Source organism: Mesorhizobium sp. WSM4820, from assembly GCF_055811075.1.
This window is the reverse complement of the sequence record NZ_JBVVQN010000021.1, coordinates 104,773-121,270: the sequence shown is the minus strand read 5'-3', so window position 1 is coordinate 121,270 and position 16,498 is coordinate 104,773. Positions and strand designations below refer to the sequence as shown.

Below are 16,498 nucleotides of genomic sequence, written 5' to 3'. Positions count from 1 at the left end.
TATCACCGCCGCCATTGCCGCCGTCGCCGTCGCCGTCACCATCGCCGTCGCCGTCGCCATCGCCGTCGCCGTCGCCGTCACCATCGCCGCCATTGCCGCCGCTGCCGCCGCCATTGCCGCCGTCACCATCGCCGCCCTCGTTCAAGGCGGCGGTGATAAGGGCCGTGGTAACCGGCGGGCACATGTCGATTTGCGCGGCGGAAAGAATGCTGGTGCGGTTGGCTGCAATACAGCAAAGCGCGAAATTGGCTTCAGTGAGAGGTTGGCACTGTGCAGCCGCAAGCCGAGGACGTTGACTCTGCTGTGCGGTTGCCGGTGTGATCATTGCCACCGTGAAGGCAGCGGATGAAAGGAGCAGTATTCTTAGAATCGTGCTTGAGACGTCAGGGTACAGGTGCATTTTCTTCCTCCTTGAGGGAAAAAAAGGCGCTCCCGTCCCCTTTGGTTGCGCGAAGGATCAATATTACCGACCATCGGTAACACTTTGTTAAGTATGGCAAACAATTTGTTCCTGCGCAATCGCGATTCTCAGGATTGATTTACCAACCCCCATAAGGATTATGGCGACCCACCAAAAGGGGACACTCAGTGATTCGTTCAGCGACGCTTCTCGCGGCGGCCATTTTGTTGGCCGGCTGCAGCAATCAAACAACCGGAACAGCAACGAAGATGGCCACGCAAGGCTACGCCTTTGCACCGGCCGCCTTCTACAAATTCTGCGCCAGCGATCCGGCGCTGTGCAGCACCCGCGGCAAGGTCAAAGCGGTCGAACTCACGCCGAGGCTGGAAGCGGAACTTGCGAGCGTGAACAAGTCGGTCAATCGCCGCATCAAGGAGAGAGGCGACAGAGACTCCGCAGGACGAGCCGACGTCTGGGGCTTGCCGACCGGCGAAGGCGATTGCGAGGATTTCGCCATCCTCAAGAAAGCCGAGCTGTTGAAACGCGGGTGGCCCGCATCCGCCATGTTGCTGACCGTTGCGACGCTTGGCGGCGCAGGTCATACGGTCCTGACGGTGCGGACGAACCAGGGCGATCTGGTGCTGGATAACAGGACGGGCGCGATCAGGAACTGGTCACGGACCTCGTACCGTTATTTTGCTCGGCAGTCCCAGTCCGAAAACGGCAAGTGGACGCGGATAAGAACCTGACACCCGTGCCTTGATCGCCCCGCGCCGATTTCGACGCGGCGCTAACCGGATCTATCTTTCATCTGGTGTCCTCAGCCCGACCGTTGGCCGCGACGTCACTGGCTCTGCGCGATAATGCGTCCAGGCGGACGTCACGGCGGCCCGGACCCGATCGCCGCCTACGTCAACTTCGATGCGCGCGGCACAGGACAAGCAATTCAATGCGGGAAGGAATTGCTTTCGACGACCCGCCAAATATCCTTGTTGATTGCGCTGATCGCCTGGATGGAGGCGCTGATCCGCTTCATCTCGGAATCGTCGAGCTCCTCGATCTTCCCATATTTGATTGCATCCTTGCTGTCGAAGATGCGCATTAGTTGCGTGCTCGCATGCGTTCCCGTTTCGTCGAACGAATAGATGCAGTGGCTGTATTTGTTGCGCAGCTTTCCCTGCCGGGTAAGCTGGCTGGCGATCTCCAGGACCTGGCGTCGGCATTCAACCGGTGTTCCCGCCATCTTCGCCAACCGCTCGACCAGTTCGATCCGTGCACGCGTGGTGTTCAGCGTCAGGAAAATGACGATCGCAGTCTCCTTGTCTACTTTCGCCAGACCGGCAATCAGGTAAATCAGCAAGCTTTCTGTGTTGGTCCATGTGTAGTTCAATTGACCAACAAGCAGTAAAATCTCCTGGAAGCGTGGCATCGACCTGCTCACGTGAGAGTTGAGATCACCGGGCGATCCGCACCGGGAACCATTCCAGCGGCCGCAACCCGTCTGGCATGAAAAAGGGCTGCGGCTTCAGTCCTGTTGTGGGCGCCCAGCTTGTTGATGATGTTGTGCATGTGAATTTTGACGGTGTGTTCGGAAAGGCGAAGTGCGGCCGCTATGGTTTTGTTCTGCAGTCCCTGCGACGCCATCTCCAGGATCTGACTCTCCCGACATGTCAGCTGGCCTGACTCCTCGAGTGCGGCTTGCCGTTTGATGGCGGGCTTCGCTTCCTTCGCGTCGCTATGTGGGATGCCGTTGTTCAGGTACGGCTGGAACATGGCCAAGGGGAAATATTCGCCTCCGCGCAGCATGAGCCTGATTACGGAAAGCCACACATCCAGCTTCAGGTTCATGGGAAGCACGCCGCGCACCACTCGCGACGCAAAGACCTCATCGGGGGAAAGCGGCCTCCTGCCGTCGTCCTGCATCACAGCGGTCATGGCTGCCGGGTGGAAGCGGGCCAGCTGGGCGGAACAGGAATCGATCTCGCTCAGAAACACCGCATCGATCAGAATGAGGGAAACCGAGGGATCGAACGCAGCCCAGGTGGCGGACAGGTCGCGAACGCGCTCAGCCCCGATCCACGGGAATTCCCTTTCGACGGCATGCACCAGGCTATCGGAGATCGTGTCGTCAGGGGCGATGAACAGCAAGGTTCGTCGGGCCCAGGATTCTCTATCGGCTGTATCAGCTCGACCTCGTCCGCTCGCCTCCACCCCATCCACCCCACTCATGGCCCACCCCGTTACTAGCACTCACTAAAGGCCGGGAACCCCTACCCGGACGACACACGTTAACGACTTCCTAACTCAAAAATAGGCGAAAAAATATAGTCCTGACGAGCTAGGCAATTGCTAGGGCAACCCGTGCTGGCAGCGGCGCGGCGCGCAACTGTCCGCGATTCACGATTGCTGCCGACCTAGTCACCGTCCAGGATTTAACCCTTCATGGCGAGCAGCTCGTCCCAAACGGGCTAGCTCCAACTATCAGCTTACATTTTACCGCTGACGGTCACAGACTTCCAATGTTCCGAATTGGGAGCTTGGGGAACATCCAGAGAGTCACGAGAGCAGCGAGCGACCGCACCGTTGGGCGGCGCAGGCGGAAACTCGTGCGCAACCTGGCTGCCTCGCTCCCCCGTCAAAGGGAGGTGACGCCGTACAAACAGACGATGACCGGATCTCCGGCCTTAGTCCCCTAGGCGCAGGCGATCCAAACCAACCACATGAAAACTTAACGGCCGCGAGCAGCCCAAGACCACGTCAGAATGAATGTGGTTCGGTTGTCGCGGCCCCTAACCGAGGGAACGACAATGACTTCTCGCACCAACAATAACACCGGTTGGCAGTTCATCGGCGACGTCGCCGATGCCGATGCCGATGCAAAATCCGACGCTGACTCCAAGAGCGACGCCAGCGCCGACGCCAAGAGCGACGCCAGCGCCGACGCCAAATCCGATGCCGACTCAAAATCCGACGCTGACGCCAAGAGCGACGCTGACTCCACCGGTGTCGGCGTCGGCGTAGGCGTAGGTATCGGAGCCGGCATCGGCATTGGCGACGCTGACGCTACGGCCAATTCGACCAGCAACAACAACAACAACAATAGCAATTCGAGCAGCAACAACAACAGCAACAATAGCAACAACAACAACAACAACTCCAACTCCAACACCAACCACACCGACGTTAAAGCCAGTGTTAGCGCCCACGCGTCGTCGGACGGAAAGTCGGACGACGATTTCGCTGACCTCGACCACGTGGCTGTCGGCCTCGGCGGCGTCATGATGTTCAGCCGCGACGGCGACATCAGCTTCGATCCGGGCGACGACGTCAGCTTCTCGGATGTCCTGAACGGCGCGTTTGCCGGGGCTGGCAATGGCCACAGCGCCACCATCATCAACCAGACCGGCGACATGAAGGACAACGACTATCTCGGCAGCGCGACGGTCAAGAATGATGGCTACTTCGGCAACAAGGGCGACGCCAAGGGTGGCTACGCCAAGTCCGAGGAAGGCATTGATGCCGGCGGCGACGGCGGCCATGCTGGCGATTCGGTCGCTTTTGGTGGCTTCGGCGCCAAGGGCGGCGATGCCGATAGCGGCGACGCCAAGGCTGGCGACGCCAAGGGCGGCGGTGTGGCCGTGAGCGTGCCGATTGTCGTCGGCTCCGCTGACGCCAAGTCCGACGGCGGCAACGCCAATGGCGGCGACGCCGTGCCGATCGCGGTTAGCGGCGACGCCAAGGGCGGCGACGCGAACGGCGTGGCAGTCGGTGCAGGCCTCGGCGGTGACGGCAAGGGCGGCTACGGCGACAGCGGCGAAGCCGATGGCGGCGACAGCGGCGACGCCAAGGGCGGCGACGGCGGCGACGGCGTCGGGCTCGGTCTGGGCCTCGGCCTGGGCGTCGGCGTCGGCGGCGACTCCAAGGCCGACGGCGGCAATTCCGACGCCAAGGGCGGCGACGCTGGCGCGCTTGGCTTTGCCGACGCCAAGGCTGGCGACGGGGGCAACGGCGGCAATGGCGGCAACGGCGGCAACTCGACCGCGGTGCCGGTTGCCCTGGCGCTGATGGACGATGCCGAAGCTGGCAGCGACAGCGATGCCTGGTTCTCCAAGGATGACAACGTCGCCGTAGCTATCCCGATCGCCGCGAATGGCGACACCGATGCCGGCAACACCGGCGGCGGCGGCGGCGGTGGCGGCGGCGGCGGCGGCGGCGGCGCGAATGCCGGCAACTTCGCCGATGTCGATGGCGGTGCTGCAACCTCGACTGGCGGCGCGGCAGACTCGACCGGCGGCGCTGGCTCAGGCTCCGGCTCCGGCACTGGTTCTGGCTCTGGCGTCGGCGGCGCCGGCGGCAGTGGGACCAGCGGCGCGGGTGGGGCTGGCACGAGCGGCGACGCAACCGGCGGAGCCGGCAGCGGCGGCGCCGGCAGCGGCCTGGCGAGCAACGTCAACACCGGTGGCGCAGCTGCCAGCGGTGCGGCCACGAACGGCGACGCGACTGGCGGTGACGCGACCGGCGGCGCTTCGACGGCGACCGGTGGAACGGGCGCGGTTGCTCTCAGCGGCGCTTGGGCTGACGGTGCGGACGGTGGCTATGCCTGGAGCGGCGACGCCACGGGCGGCGCTGGCGGCAACGGCGGCGCAGCGACTGCGACCGGCGGCGCGGCTGGCGCTGGCGGCGACGGCGGCAGCTGGGGGTCGAATATCGGCCACGACCAGCACATTGAAGCCATCAGCCAGGCCAACGCCAATGGCACCATCGACATGAACGGCTTCAACCAGCAGATCGTCATGGGCGCCAACCTGCAAGGCCACTCGGTCGACATGACCGTAGTGGGCGGCAACCTCACCAGCTCGGTGGTTGGCGAAGACGACGCGACATAACTGGCATGGCAGGTCTCGCAACGGCGGGACCTGCAAAAAAGGGACTGCGCGGGGGAAAACCCCGCGCAGTCTTTCGAACCAGAGAAGAGAAGCGCGACCCGGCAAGGGCGCGGATGATCTCGAAAACCGGAGGAAACTTCCGTGTATATGGACAAGATCACCGAGGCGATCAGCCACTTTGTGGGACTCTTTGAAATCACGCTGGAGCAAACCCGTCTCAGGAAAGCCTATGACGAATTCAAGGCGGCCCAGGCGGTCGAGGAAGAAACGCCAGAGCTTGCCAGTCAGACGGTCAACGTCGACGCAGGATACACTCTGAAGGATTTCGTTCCCTCCATCGAGTATTCGCCAGTTCCACCAAAACTTGTCCTGTCGACACCCTGGTCGGATTTCCAATTCGTTCCTCCAGACATCCCCGCGATCCCGCAGCCGGACGTCGCCTATCCAGGTTTCCTGCTTCCCCAGGAAGCGTACCCGATGGGGAGTGCGCCCTCACGCCTGATCCTGCCCCATATCGAGCCCCCTGGCTCGGTGGCGGTCCTTATCAATCAGGAGGTTCGGCTCTCCGACAACGACTATACAGGCGCTGGCGGACATGGCCTGAAATTCTCTCCCGCAGCAGCGGACCATGCTGCCGAAATGGCAACCTTGCTGGGCGCGGCGGCGGATCTGTCGCCGATCGACGATCTGGAAATGCCGGGTTCGTCCGAGGAGATAGTGGCTGTCATCAAGACAGCCGGCGAACGGCTCAACGGCTATCCGGAGGAAACGGATGGCGAAGCCGATGTTTTCGTCGTCAAGGCCGACGTCATCGAAGGCACTTACGTCAATGGGCAATCCGTGGACGAAGCGCCCAAGCTCGACGATCACCTCCCGGAGAAGCACCGTCGAGCGGACGAGGAGGACGAGGACGAGGAAGAAGAGGCTGAGCAACCCTCCTACACGCCTGGGTCCGGAAGCATCGACATCGATGTTTCGGTCGAGTTGGAAGCCGGCGGCAATCTCCTCGTCAACAGCGTGGCGATGGCCAACAATTGGCTGCAGTCGCCGGTTTGCGCGGTGATGGGCGACCATGTCGAGCTCAACGCGATCATTCAGATCAATGTCTCGTGCGACAGCGACCTCGTCAGTTCCTCCATCAACGGTTGGGGCCTGAACGCCACCGATCCGACCCAAGGCTTCAATATCGCGATGTTCAAGCGCATCGATCCGTCGGCGGAAGCTGCGGCGTCGCAGGCCAAGCAGGGTGACTTTCCCAAGCACTGGGTTGTCACCGAGGTCGAAGGCGACCTGCTCATCATGAACTGGATCCAGCAATACACCTTCATGATGGACAATGACGTTTCCATCCTGTCGTCATCGGGAGTCAAGACGCTGGTGACAGCCGGCGCCAACACGGCGGCTAACGACATTTCGCTGGACGAACTGGGCTTCAATTACGACCTGATCGTCGTCGGCGGAAACATTTATGACGCCAACATCATCCATCAGTTGAACGTGCTCCTGGACAACGACCTGATCGGCGCGGTCGATGGTTTCCAGACAACCGGCGAAGGCGCGGCCTCCACCAGCGACAATCTGCTTTGGAACCAGGCCAGCATCGTCAATTACGGCGCCGGCGATCGCTTCGAGGCGATGTCTGAAGCTTATCGCAAGGCGTGTGAAAGCCTGCAGAACGGCAACGGCGACCTTTCCGACATACTGGGCGATGGCCCATTCGCGGGCATCGGGGCGATTCGGGTGCTCTACATCTCCGGCGACATCCTCAATCTGCAATACATCAAACAGACCACCATTCTTGGTGACAGCGATCAGGTGGCCCTGGCCATGAATGCGCTGGCGCATCCGGAGGCGGACTGGACAATTTCGACGGGAACCAACTCGCTGGTCAATTATGCCTACATTGCCGACGTGGATTCCACCGGCAAGACCTATGTAGGCGGCGGCATCTATTCGGACGAGATCCTCATCCAGGCGGAGCTGATTTCCACCGGCCCCGATCTTGGCGGCCAGAATCCCGACGTGCTGGTGAATGAAGCGGGCGCTTTCCTCGACGATGACATGCTGGCGCCGGAAGCCTCTCAAAACGTGGCGTATCCCTCGCTCGTGCCTGAGACCTATTCCGATCCGATGCAAAGTGTTCTCGCGTGATTTTCGAACCGGGGTGGCAGCAATGACCGAAGATCGCGATCAAACCGGGCGCGCTTTCGCCCAGGAACCAGAATGGGATCGGCCGGATGACGGCGGCGAAGCAGTCGGGCGAAGCGCCGCCGAACCGATCGCACAGTCTTTGTTTCGTCACAGCAGGGCGGTCGATCGTTCGGTGGAAAAACTGGACGATGTCGTTGCCGAATTGTGGCGCATAGTGGACGCCCGGCCAGCCGAAACGCCGACATCGCTTCGCCACGCGACGCCAGCCAAGGTCACCGAACAAGCCAAGATCACCGAACAAGCGCGCCCTTCAACCGCGCCTTTACCTGGTGATAGAAGCGCTCAGCAACGCGAGGTGCAACCTCCCTCCCCGCAAGCAAAAGTGCCTTCGGCTCCGTCGCCGGCCACGCCCACTGCTCCAGCCGCAGACAGCATGAGAAGGCCCGACCCCATCCGGCCACCGAGCCCTCGGATCTCCGAGCCGGCCCAGCGCGCCGTAGCGCCAATGGAAGAGCCGGCGCGCCGGCCCGGGCCGGAAATATTGGAACGGAAGACGCCGAACGCACCGAAGGACCCGCCCGGCAAGCAGGACCAGCCGAGCGCGCGAGTAGAGCCGCCCACGCAGGAGATCCGGCCACCGAGCCCTCGGATCTCCGAGCCGGCCCAGCGCACCGTATCACCAAAGGAAGAACCGGCGCGCAAGCCCGAGCCGGAAATATTGGAACGCAACACGCCGAACGCGGCGAAGGACGCGCCCGGCAAGCAGCACCAGCCGAGCGCGCGAGTAGAGCCGCCCACGCAGGAGATCCGGCCACCAAGCCCTCGGATCTCCGAGCCGGCCCAGCGCGCCTTGCCACCAAAGGAAGAACCGGCGCGCAAGCCGGAGCCGGAAATATTGGAACGCAAGACGCCGAACGCGCCGAAGGACGCGCCCGGCAAGCAGGACCAGCCGAGCGCGCGAGTAGAGCCGCCCACGCAGGAGATGAAGAACAAGCCGGTTCTGCCCGGCGTGACAATCGAGGGCGACCGCGGTCCCTTACTTGCCCGGGAAGTGCCTGGCGGCGGCGGCCCGACCGGAACCGGCAAGGGGGGCGGCGGTGGCGGCGGCAATGGCGGCGGCGGCGGCGCATTCCACAAGCGTCTCGGCCCAGTCGATCTCTCGGCCAGCCTCACAGCCGGCCTTCGCGCGGTCAAGAAGAACCTCATTGCGGTGATGATCTTCACGATCGCGACCAACGTGCTGGTGCTTGCGATACCTGTCTACCTCTTCCAGATTTCGGATCGCGTGCTGACGAGCCGCTCGGTCGACACCCTGGTGATGCTGACGATCGTGATCGTCGGCGCAGTCATCCTGCAGTCGGTTTTTGACGCCATCCGGCGCTTCATCCTCATGCGCACAGCGGTCGAGGTCGCCGCCCAACTGGGCGGACCAATCCTCAGCGCAGCCGCCAGGGCTTCACTGCACAGCAACGGGCGCGAATATCAGACGCTGGGGGATCTTCAGCAGCTGCGTACGTTTCTGGTGTCCGGCACGTTGCTGTCTCTTCTCGATGCGCCGATGGCCCCGTTGTTCATGCTGGCGATATTCCTGATCCACCCCGACCTCGGCTTTATCGTCGTGGCGACGGCGCTGCTGCTGCTGGCCATCACGCTCGCCAACCAGCGCGCAACCGCCAAGCCGTTCGGCGAGGCCAACACAAGCCAAACCAAAGCCAACCTCCACGTCGATTCGATGTCGCGCAACTCGCAGATCATCAACGCGCTGGCGATGATCCCCGAAGCCGTGTGGATCTGGGGCAAGGATACCGGCAACTCGCTCAAATGGCAGGTCATAGCTCAGGACAGAAACATAGCCTTTGCTTCTCTTTCCAAGGGCGTCCGGCTGCTGACCCAGGTCATAATGCTCGGCTGGGGCGCCTATCTGGCCATCGAAGGCTCGGTCACGGGCGGCATGGTCATCGCCGCGTCAATCATTGCCGGTCGCGCACTTGGCCCGATCGAGGGTGCGATTGAAGGGTGGAACCAGGTTGTGCAGTCACGCGCCGCCTTTGGCCGCATCAGTGCGCTGCTGAAGGAATCCCCGCTGAACTTCGAACGCCTGAAGCTGCCGCGTCCGGAAGGGCGCCTCGATGTCGAGCGGCTGCTGTTCGTGCCGCAAGGAACCAAACGTGTCGTGCTCAATGGCATCGGCTTTGGGCTGGAGGCCGGAGACTCGCTGGCGATCATCGGCAATTCGGGCGCCGGTAAAACGACCCTGGGCAAAATGCTCGTCGGCTCGATCCTTCCCACTTCGGGAAGCGTGCGGCTCGACCTGATGGACCTGCGGAACTGGGATCAGCGGCAATTTGGTGAAAGCATCGGCTACCTTCCCCAGGACGTGCAGCTTTTCCCGGGGTCGATCAAGGCGAACATCGCCAGAATGCGCGAAGACGTCGACGATGGCGCAATCTACGAAGCCGCCAAGCTGGCCGACGTTCACGAACTGATCGCCTCGCTTCCGCATGGCTACGAGACCTTTGTCGCCGCCGACGGCGCGCCGCTTTCTGGCGGGCAGAAGCAGCGTATCGCTCTGGCGCGCGCCTTTTTCGGCAGCCCGAAATTGGTGGTCCTCGACGAGCCGAATTCGAACCTCGACACTGCTGGCGAGTTGGCTTTGTCGCGCGCTCTACAGCAAGCCAAAGAGCAAAAGATCACGATGGTCACGATCACGCAGCGGCCTGCTTTGCTGCAGACCGTGGATAAGATCCTGGTGCTCGTCAACGGCACCGTGGCTCTTTTCGGAATGCGTCAGGACGTGCTCCAGGCTTTGGCGGCGCGCGGCATGAGCCTCGATGGCGGCCATTTTGCCAATATTCAGGTCAAATGAGAGAGAACGGCCGTGAAGGAAATAGCCAAGATCGAAGACGCTCAATGGTATGGCGCCGTTCCGCGTTCCATTTGGAAGCAGACGACCGCCGGATTGCTGCTGATGGCCGTCACCTTCGGCGGATTTGGCACCTGGGCATTCACGGCACCGCTCGCAGCCGCGATCGTCGCGCAAGGAAGCTTCGTGGCCACTGGGCAGAACAAGATCATCCAGCACCTCGAAGGGGGTATCATCAAGCAGCTTCTGGTTAGCGAAGGCGACCATGTCGTAACCGATCAGCCTTTGGTGCTGCTCGACGAAACGGCCGCGCGGGCAAAGGAACGGCAGTTGTTCTTCCGCCAGGCGCGCCTTGAAGCGATCGTGGCACGCTTGACCGCCGAGGTGCACGGGGCGGAGACGATTGCGTTCCCGGCCACAATAACCGAAAATCGCGACGACCCGGAAATTGCTTCGATCGTGCATAGCCAGCGTCTCAACTTCGAGGGCTCGCGCACCAAAATGAGCAGCGAGATCCGGTTGCTCGACCAGAACATCGGCGCCCTGAAGTTCCGGGCGGGCGGTTATGAGCAGTTGCTGAAAGCGGTCACGATACAGCTCGGTCTGCTACGCGAGGAGTATACCGGCAAGAAGACCCTGCTCGACCAAGGATTGATCCGCGCGACCGAGATCAAGGCAATTCAGCGCGCCATAGCAGATGCCGAAGGGCAGATGGGGCGGCTCTCAGCCGAGATATCCGAGACCGGCGCCCAGGTCATCAAGCACGAACAGGAGATGCGGCAGACAGAAAACGCCTACCGCCAGGCGGCGCTCGACGAACTCGAGGGCGTTGAAACCGAACTGGACAGCATCCGCGAACAGTCCCGCGAGGCGCAAAACGTGCTGCGTCGAGCGACGATCAATGCGCCGGTTTCGGGCACTGTTGTGCGGCTGTTCTACCACACGTCCGGCGGCGTGATCGAGAGCGGCAAGAGCATCATGGAGATCTTGCCGGCGAATGTGCCGCTTATCATAGAAGCGCAGGTGCCTCGCACCGAGATCGACAATGTCAAGGTCGGACAAAAGGCGACGGTACGGCTGGTCGCGCTCAACGCGCGCACGACGCCGGTTCTGAACGGCGAAGTTTACTACGTCTCGGCCGACTCGCTCCCCGACGCCTCCGGCCCGACCGCAAAGGAGGTCTATTTGGCGCGCGTCAACCTGCCAGTCAGCGAATTGGCTCGCGTGCCTGGATTTGTTCCGACGCCAGGCATGCCCGCTGAAATTCTCATCCAGACGGCGGAGCGGACCTTTTTCAGCTACCTGTCCAAGCCGATCAAGGACAGCATGGCTAGGGCATTTAATGAGCGCTGACCGTAGAGGCGGGGGGGGGTAAATATGCAGATCGACGTCTTGACACGCCCGGAAGAACTGAACGGGCTTCGCGACAACTGGGACGACCTCTACGCCAGGGATCCTGACGCGCATTTCTTCGTCTCGTGGGACTTTCTTTCCCACTATCTTCGACGCTTCGACGGTGAATGGTTCATTTTGGCGGCGCGCAAGGGGCCGCCGGGTTCTCCCTATGTCGCGCTTCTGCCGCTCCGGCTGCGCACCAGCATGAGGAAAAATACCGGCGAAATCTACCATGAAGTGTATATGGGGGGAAACCTCGCAGCCGATTATACCGGCATCCTCTGCGCGCCGGAATACGCCTACCGGGCAATCGCGGTATTCGCGAAGCATCTGAAGACGATGCATTGGGCCAGCCTGCATCTGGAAAACCTGCGGATGTCGGAACGCAGGATAGGCTGGCTGATGGAGCAGCTTTCCGACAATCGGCTGACGATGCGTCGGATAAGGCGCGTCAACCAGGTTGACAATGTTGACAACTGCATATGCCCGGCCATCGACCTCCCGTCCTCATGGGAAGATTATCTTCTGCACAATCTCAGCGCTAACACCCGCCAAAAGATGCGGAGATTTCTCCGGAAACTGGAGAACTCTGACGAGTTTCGCATAACGCATGCCGACGCCTCTACCATCGAGCGCGATATCGACATCCTGCTCGAGTTCTGGCGCATCAAGTGGACGCCGCGGAAAGGGAAGCTGGTTCCCGGCCTGGTCAAGAGCAACCGATCGCTGTTCAGGCAAGCTTTCGAACGGGGCACGCTGTTTGTGCCTGTACTTTGGCACGGCGACCGGCCCTTGAGCGCTCTCGCGATCTTCCTCGATCCGGTCAAGAAGAGCATGCTGTTCCACATGGTCGGGCGCGACGAGACGGCCGACATGCTGCCGTCGGGACTGGTCCTGCACGGTTATTGCATCCGCCGCGCGATCGAGAACGGTTTCCGGACATATGATTTCCTGCGCGGCAACGAACCTTACAAATATTCCTTCGGTACCCACGACACCGTCCTCAACTGCACATTGATACGAACCAAAACCGGCCGGAACCTTGGCGACCGGCTGGACAGGCGATCCTTGGTCGGCGCGTTGCAGCAGGCGGCCGGCCTCCACAAGAAGGGTTGGATCATCCAGGCCGAAAACATCTATCGCCAGATCCTGAACACCGAGCCGACGCATAATCAGGCTCTGTACGGACTCGGTCACGTTCTGGGCACCAAGGGCGATCACCGTCAGGCTGCCGAATGCTTCGGCGCGCTTGCAGCCATGTCGCCGCAATCTGTAGACGCCTGGCTTTGCCTGGGCATTGCGCAGCAGTCGCTAAACGACCACTCCGCAGCCATCGAGTCGTTTAGGCGAGCAACGGACCTCAACCCAGACCTCATTCTGGCGCGTTATGCCTTGGGCCGCAGCCTTCTCGCCCTGCAGCGGACGGATGAGGCGGCCCAGGCTTTCACTCTGGTCCTTGAGAATGGATCGCCCGCCCCCGCGGAAACCGCCCTGCGCGCCAAGGCCCGGCGACAATTGCAGCAGCTGAGGACAGCCAAGCCGCTCTACATTCTAAAGAAACCTGAGCGCGAGAAGCCCGTCATCCAGCCGTCGCTGCCGCTGGGGCTGACCACTCTGCTCACGGTTGCGCGGCCGGCAACCGTAAGCCGCTCCACCTCTTCTGTCACTTGACGTGGGCTTCGTTGTCTGCCTGTCGCTGCAAGTCGCTCAAACGACTCGTGCCGCCTCGTCAGAAGCCGATTGAGGCCAGCGCTGTAGCGCAGCACGGCCAACGTCGGTAAGCGCATAAACGCCGCGCTCGGCCCTGGCGAACCAGCCATAGACATTGTGAAGCAGGATATTGGCGGCGCGTGGCGAAATGGTTTTCAGATCGCGCGGGCGTTTTGGGCCGTCGACCATGGCAGCGGCGCAGGCCAGCGCGTCCTGCCGGTAAGCGGTCATGACCGGCGTACGCGAGCCGCCGCCGACTACAGGGTCGCCGCGCCGGCGCCGATGCTCGTCCATCAGGCGCGATCTTCGCCTCGGGTCTCGCCGGGGCGGCAAGGCGGCCGGACTGAGCAGCAATTCGACGTTGCCGGCGGAGCCAACCCCGAGAAGGCCGAAGCCGAGCCGCCGGCACAGCGCACGGAACCGGCGATCGTGCTCGCGGCCCTTGCCTCGACTTGACATCCTCGCCGCGAGCCAGACCTCATCGCATGACGCAGCACGGTCAACACCTTGAAGAATGAGTTCGAGGTTGAACTGCAGCTTCAATTCGCAGATGACGAGCACGGGCGGCTCGCCGTCACGCAGTCCCACGACATCGCAGCCGCCAACCTCGCCTTTGACAGTGAAGTCCAGACTCTCAAGAAACCGCTTCACCGGGATGTAAAGAGACGTTTCCTGCATGCCGCAGGCATAGCCGATTCGTGGCTGGTTGGCACAGCATCACCGACAGGCGTTGCCACCGAGGGCAGATTTGCCCTCGTCAACACACGGAGCCATGCATCAAGCAATTTGCTGGGACTTGCCCACTCAGCCCTTAAGCCCTCAGCCCCCTCGCCTCGCCTCCGCGCTTGCGCGGGACCATCATATCCCTGGCCAGCAGGCGGCTCACCCGGCAGAATGCCATGAACGCCCGGCAAGCCGCCTCGGTCTCGACCAGGTCGACGGTGGCGCCGAAGCAGGCGTTGAACGCGGCCTGATAGACTGGGCCCTGGCGGCGAACCGGCCAGCCTTGCAGGAAATCCAGCGCCTGTTCGACGCTGTATATTTCCTCGACCGGCAGGCCAGGCGCGGTCGTGATGCGCACCGGCACCTCGAATTGCAATCTGTCCATTCCTGTCTCTCCAGAACGCGCAGCAACGCCGCTCGCCGCAAAAACTTGCTTTGACCAGCTTTCCGCTCAGGCCCCGCTTCTTGCCCAGAAACTTCTTGCTCACAAAATATGTCGTCAGTGCGGACGAACGGCCCGGCATGGGGCCGGACACGGACAAGATGAAGCCGCAAAGCATGAATATCGCCGGCTTGAGCCCAATCGCCGGCAGTTCGTCCTTGAACCTGGCGCCGTCCGGTGCCAAATCTGGGGGACTTTTCTCGCGGGCTCAACAGAAGCCCTTTCACCCGGCAAGACGGACACAATGGTCACCTATCTCGACGCCGCCACGGCACCGCTCAGAAACACCGGCCAGATCCGCCTTTATGGCGAAGAAGGCTTTGCCGGCATGCGCAAGGCCTGCGATCTCACCGCGCGCTGCCTCGACGAACTGGTGTCGATCGTCGCGCCGGGCGTCACCACCGAAACCATCGACCGCTTCGTCTTCGAGTTCGGCATGGATCATGGCGCATTGCCGGCGACGCTCAACTATCGCGGCTACACCAAGTCGTCCTGCACCTCGATCAACCACGTCGTCTGCCATGGCATCCCCGACAGCAAGCCGTTGAAGGACGGCGACATCGTCAACATCGATGTCACTTACATCCTCGATGGCTGGCATGGCGATTCCTCGCGCATGTATCCGGTGGGCACGATCAAGCGCGCCGCCGAGCGCCTGCTCGAGGTCACGCATGAATGCCTGATGCGCGGCATCGCCGCGATCAGGCCCGGCGCCCGCACCGGCGCCATCGGCGCCGCCATCCAGACCTATGCCGAAGCCGAGCGCTGCTCGGTGGTGCGCGATTTCTGCGGCCACGGCGTCGGCCAGCTCTTTCACGATGCGCCGAACATCCTGCACTATGGCAGCGCCAGCGAGGGCGTCGAGATGCGGCCGGGCATGATCTTCACGGTCGAACCGATGATCAATCTCGGCCGGCCGCACGTAAAAGTGCTGTCGGATGGCTGGACGGCGGTGACACGCGACCGCTCGCTGTCGGCGCAGTACGAGCACACGATCGGCGTCACCGAGACCGGATGCGAGATTTTCACGCTGTCGCCAAAAAACCTCGACCGCCCCGGCCTGCCAGCATAGTGTTTGCGCGAGGGCCGGATCTTTTCGGTCAAGAAAATGCGGGCGGCCTATGGGAAAGACCAGCGACGATGACGAACGGATCTTCTTTCCCGAAACACCGATAAAACCGCTCGCGAAAGCCAATTCGGTCGATAAGTCGCCCGAAAAGCCGCACTATCTCGGCCATCGCGACCGCTTGCGCCAACGGTTTGCGGCCGGTTCCGACGCCCTCCCCGACTACGAATTGCTGGAGCTCTTGCTGTTTCGCCTGATCCCCCGCGCCGACACCAAGCCCGTCGCCAAGGCATTGCTGGCCCGCTTCGGCACGCTGGCCGAGGTGCTTGGCGCCCCCGTCGCACGGCTTGAGGAGGTCAGCGGTATCGGTCCGGCAGTGGCACTCGATCTGAAGATCGTTGCCGCGGCCGCCCAACGCGCGGCGCGTAGCGAGATCAAGGGCCGCGAGGTCCTGTCGTCCTGGACGCAGGTTCTCGGATACTGCCGGTCGGTCATGGCCTTCGAGGAGCGCGAGCAGTTCCGTATCCTGTTTCTCGACAAGAAGAACGCGCTGATCGCCGACGAGGTGCAGCAGGTCGGCACCGTCGACCACACGCCGGTCTATCCGCGCGAAGTGGTCAAGCGGGCGCTCGAACTCTCCGCCACGGCGATCATTCTGGCGCATAATCATCCGTCAGGCGACCCGACGCCGTCGCGCGCCGACATCGAGATGACCAAGCTGGTCATCGAGACGGCCAAACCGCTCGGCATCGCCGTCCACGATCACATCATCATCGGCAAGAAGGGTCATGCCAGCATGAAGGGCCTGCTGCTGATCTGACGCCCTGTTTGGACAAGCATCGGCCCCAAAGCGTCCGGTCTC

General features: G+C 62.2%; 13 protein-coding genes and 1 pseudogene. 8 read left to right on the top strand and 6 right to left on the bottom strand.

Annotation, left to right across the window (positions count from 1 at the left end; translation table 11 throughout):
• A pseudogene (locus AC0L2R_RS27780) lies at positions 1 to 400 on the bottom strand (hypothetical protein); the annotation flags it as partial.
• Positions 401 to 669: 269 nt separating this feature from the next.
• Between AC0L2R_RS27780 and AC0L2R_RS27775 the strand changes: the two are divergent.
• On the top strand, positions 670 to 1,149 hold the full coding sequence (locus AC0L2R_RS27775) for a transglutaminase-like cysteine peptidase (protein ID WP_084647033.1): 480 nt from the start codon (positions 670 to 672) through the stop codon (positions 1,147 to 1,149).
• A gap of 197 nt (positions 1,150 to 1,346) precedes the next feature.
• Here the strand turns inward: AC0L2R_RS27775 and AC0L2R_RS27770 are convergent, their stop codons facing one another.
• Together AC0L2R_RS27770 and AC0L2R_RS27765 are read right to left on the bottom strand one after the other, a co-directional pair.
• Complete coding sequence (locus AC0L2R_RS27770) at positions 1,347 to 1,829, bottom strand: hypothetical protein (RefSeq protein ID WP_027156248.1); 483 nt, start codon at positions 1,827 to 1,829, stop codon at positions 1,347 to 1,349.
• A gap of 8 nt (positions 1,830 to 1,837) precedes the next feature.
• Positions 1,838 to 2,548: a helix-turn-helix transcriptional regulator gene (locus AC0L2R_RS27765; RefSeq protein WP_236377182.1), complete on the bottom strand. Its 711-nt coding sequence runs from the start codon at positions 2,546 to 2,548 to the stop codon at positions 1,838 to 1,840.
• 659 nt (positions 2,549 to 3,207) lie between these two features.
• Here AC0L2R_RS27765 and AC0L2R_RS27760 point away from each other — a divergent pair.
• Positions 3,208 to 5,286 carry a hypothetical protein gene (locus tag AC0L2R_RS27760; protein WP_473512700.1) on the top strand — a complete coding sequence of 693 codons (2,079 nt, stop codon included), beginning with the start codon at positions 3,208 to 3,210 and terminating at the stop codon, positions 5,284 to 5,286.
• Between the two features lie 147 nt (positions 5,287 to 5,433).
• Positions 5,434 to 7,437, top strand: coding sequence for a type I secretion protein (locus AC0L2R_RS27755; RefSeq protein WP_473512707.1), 2,004 nt, complete (start codon positions 5,434 to 5,436; stop codon positions 7,435 to 7,437).
• A 342-nt stretch (positions 7,438 to 7,779) separates the two neighbouring features.
• Here the strand turns inward: AC0L2R_RS27755 and AC0L2R_RS27750 are convergent, their stop codons facing one another.
• Entirely contained in the window at positions 7,780 to 8,430 is a 651-nt protein-coding gene (locus AC0L2R_RS27750; RefSeq protein WP_473512709.1) for a hypothetical protein, read from the bottom strand.
• Between AC0L2R_RS27750 and AC0L2R_RS27745 the strand changes: the two genes are divergently transcribed.
• The 3 genes from AC0L2R_RS27745 (at position 8,420) to AC0L2R_RS27735 (ending at position 13,366) form a co-directional block, all read left to right on the top strand.
• On the top strand, positions 8,420 to 10,303 hold the full coding sequence (locus tag AC0L2R_RS27745) for a type I secretion system permease/ATPase (RefSeq protein ID WP_473512706.1): 1,884 nt from the start codon (positions 8,420 to 8,422) through the stop codon (positions 10,301 to 10,303). The two genes, AC0L2R_RS27750 and AC0L2R_RS27745, sit on opposite strands and share 11 nt — an antisense overlap.
• 12 nt (positions 10,304 to 10,315) lie before the next feature.
• Positions 10,316 to 11,653: an HlyD family type I secretion periplasmic adaptor subunit gene (locus AC0L2R_RS27740; protein WP_473512698.1), complete on the top strand. Its 1,338-nt coding sequence runs from the start codon at positions 10,316 to 10,318 to the stop codon at positions 11,651 to 11,653.
• Positions 11,654 to 12,097: 444 nt separating this feature from the next.
• On the top strand, positions 12,098 to 13,366 hold the full coding sequence (locus AC0L2R_RS27735; RefSeq protein WP_473512697.1) for a GNAT family N-acetyltransferase: 1,269 nt from the start codon (positions 12,098 to 12,100) through the stop codon (positions 13,364 to 13,366).
• A gap of 36 nt (positions 13,367 to 13,402) precedes the next feature.
• On the opposite strand, the gene AC0L2R_RS27730 is transcribed toward AC0L2R_RS27735, so the two are convergent.
• Positions 13,403 to 14,083, bottom strand: coding sequence for a DUF2161 domain-containing phosphodiesterase (locus AC0L2R_RS27730; RefSeq protein WP_473512695.1), 681 nt, complete (start codon positions 14,081 to 14,083; stop codon positions 13,403 to 13,405).
• A gap of 133 nt (positions 14,084 to 14,216) precedes the next feature.
• The gene (locus AC0L2R_RS27725; RefSeq protein WP_287070787.1) at positions 14,217 to 14,513 is read right to left on the bottom strand and encodes a DUF982 domain-containing protein; all 297 of its coding nucleotides are present in this window, start codon (positions 14,511 to 14,513) and stop codon (positions 14,217 to 14,219) included.
• Positions 14,514 to 14,814: 301 nt separating this feature from the next.
• On the opposite strand from AC0L2R_RS27725, the gene map reads away from it, so the two are divergent.
• On the top strand, positions 14,815 to 15,642 hold the full coding sequence (map, locus tag AC0L2R_RS27720) for a type I methionyl aminopeptidase (protein ID WP_023802538.1): 828 nt from the start codon (positions 14,815 to 14,817) through the stop codon (positions 15,640 to 15,642).
• Positions 15,643 to 15,691: 49 nt separating this feature from the next.
• Positions 15,692 to 16,456, top strand: a complete 765-nt coding sequence (radC, locus tag AC0L2R_RS27715; protein ID WP_023802539.1) for a RadC family protein — start codon at positions 15,692 to 15,694, stop codon at positions 16,454 to 16,456.
• Positions 16,457 to 16,498: the final 42 nt, after the last annotated feature.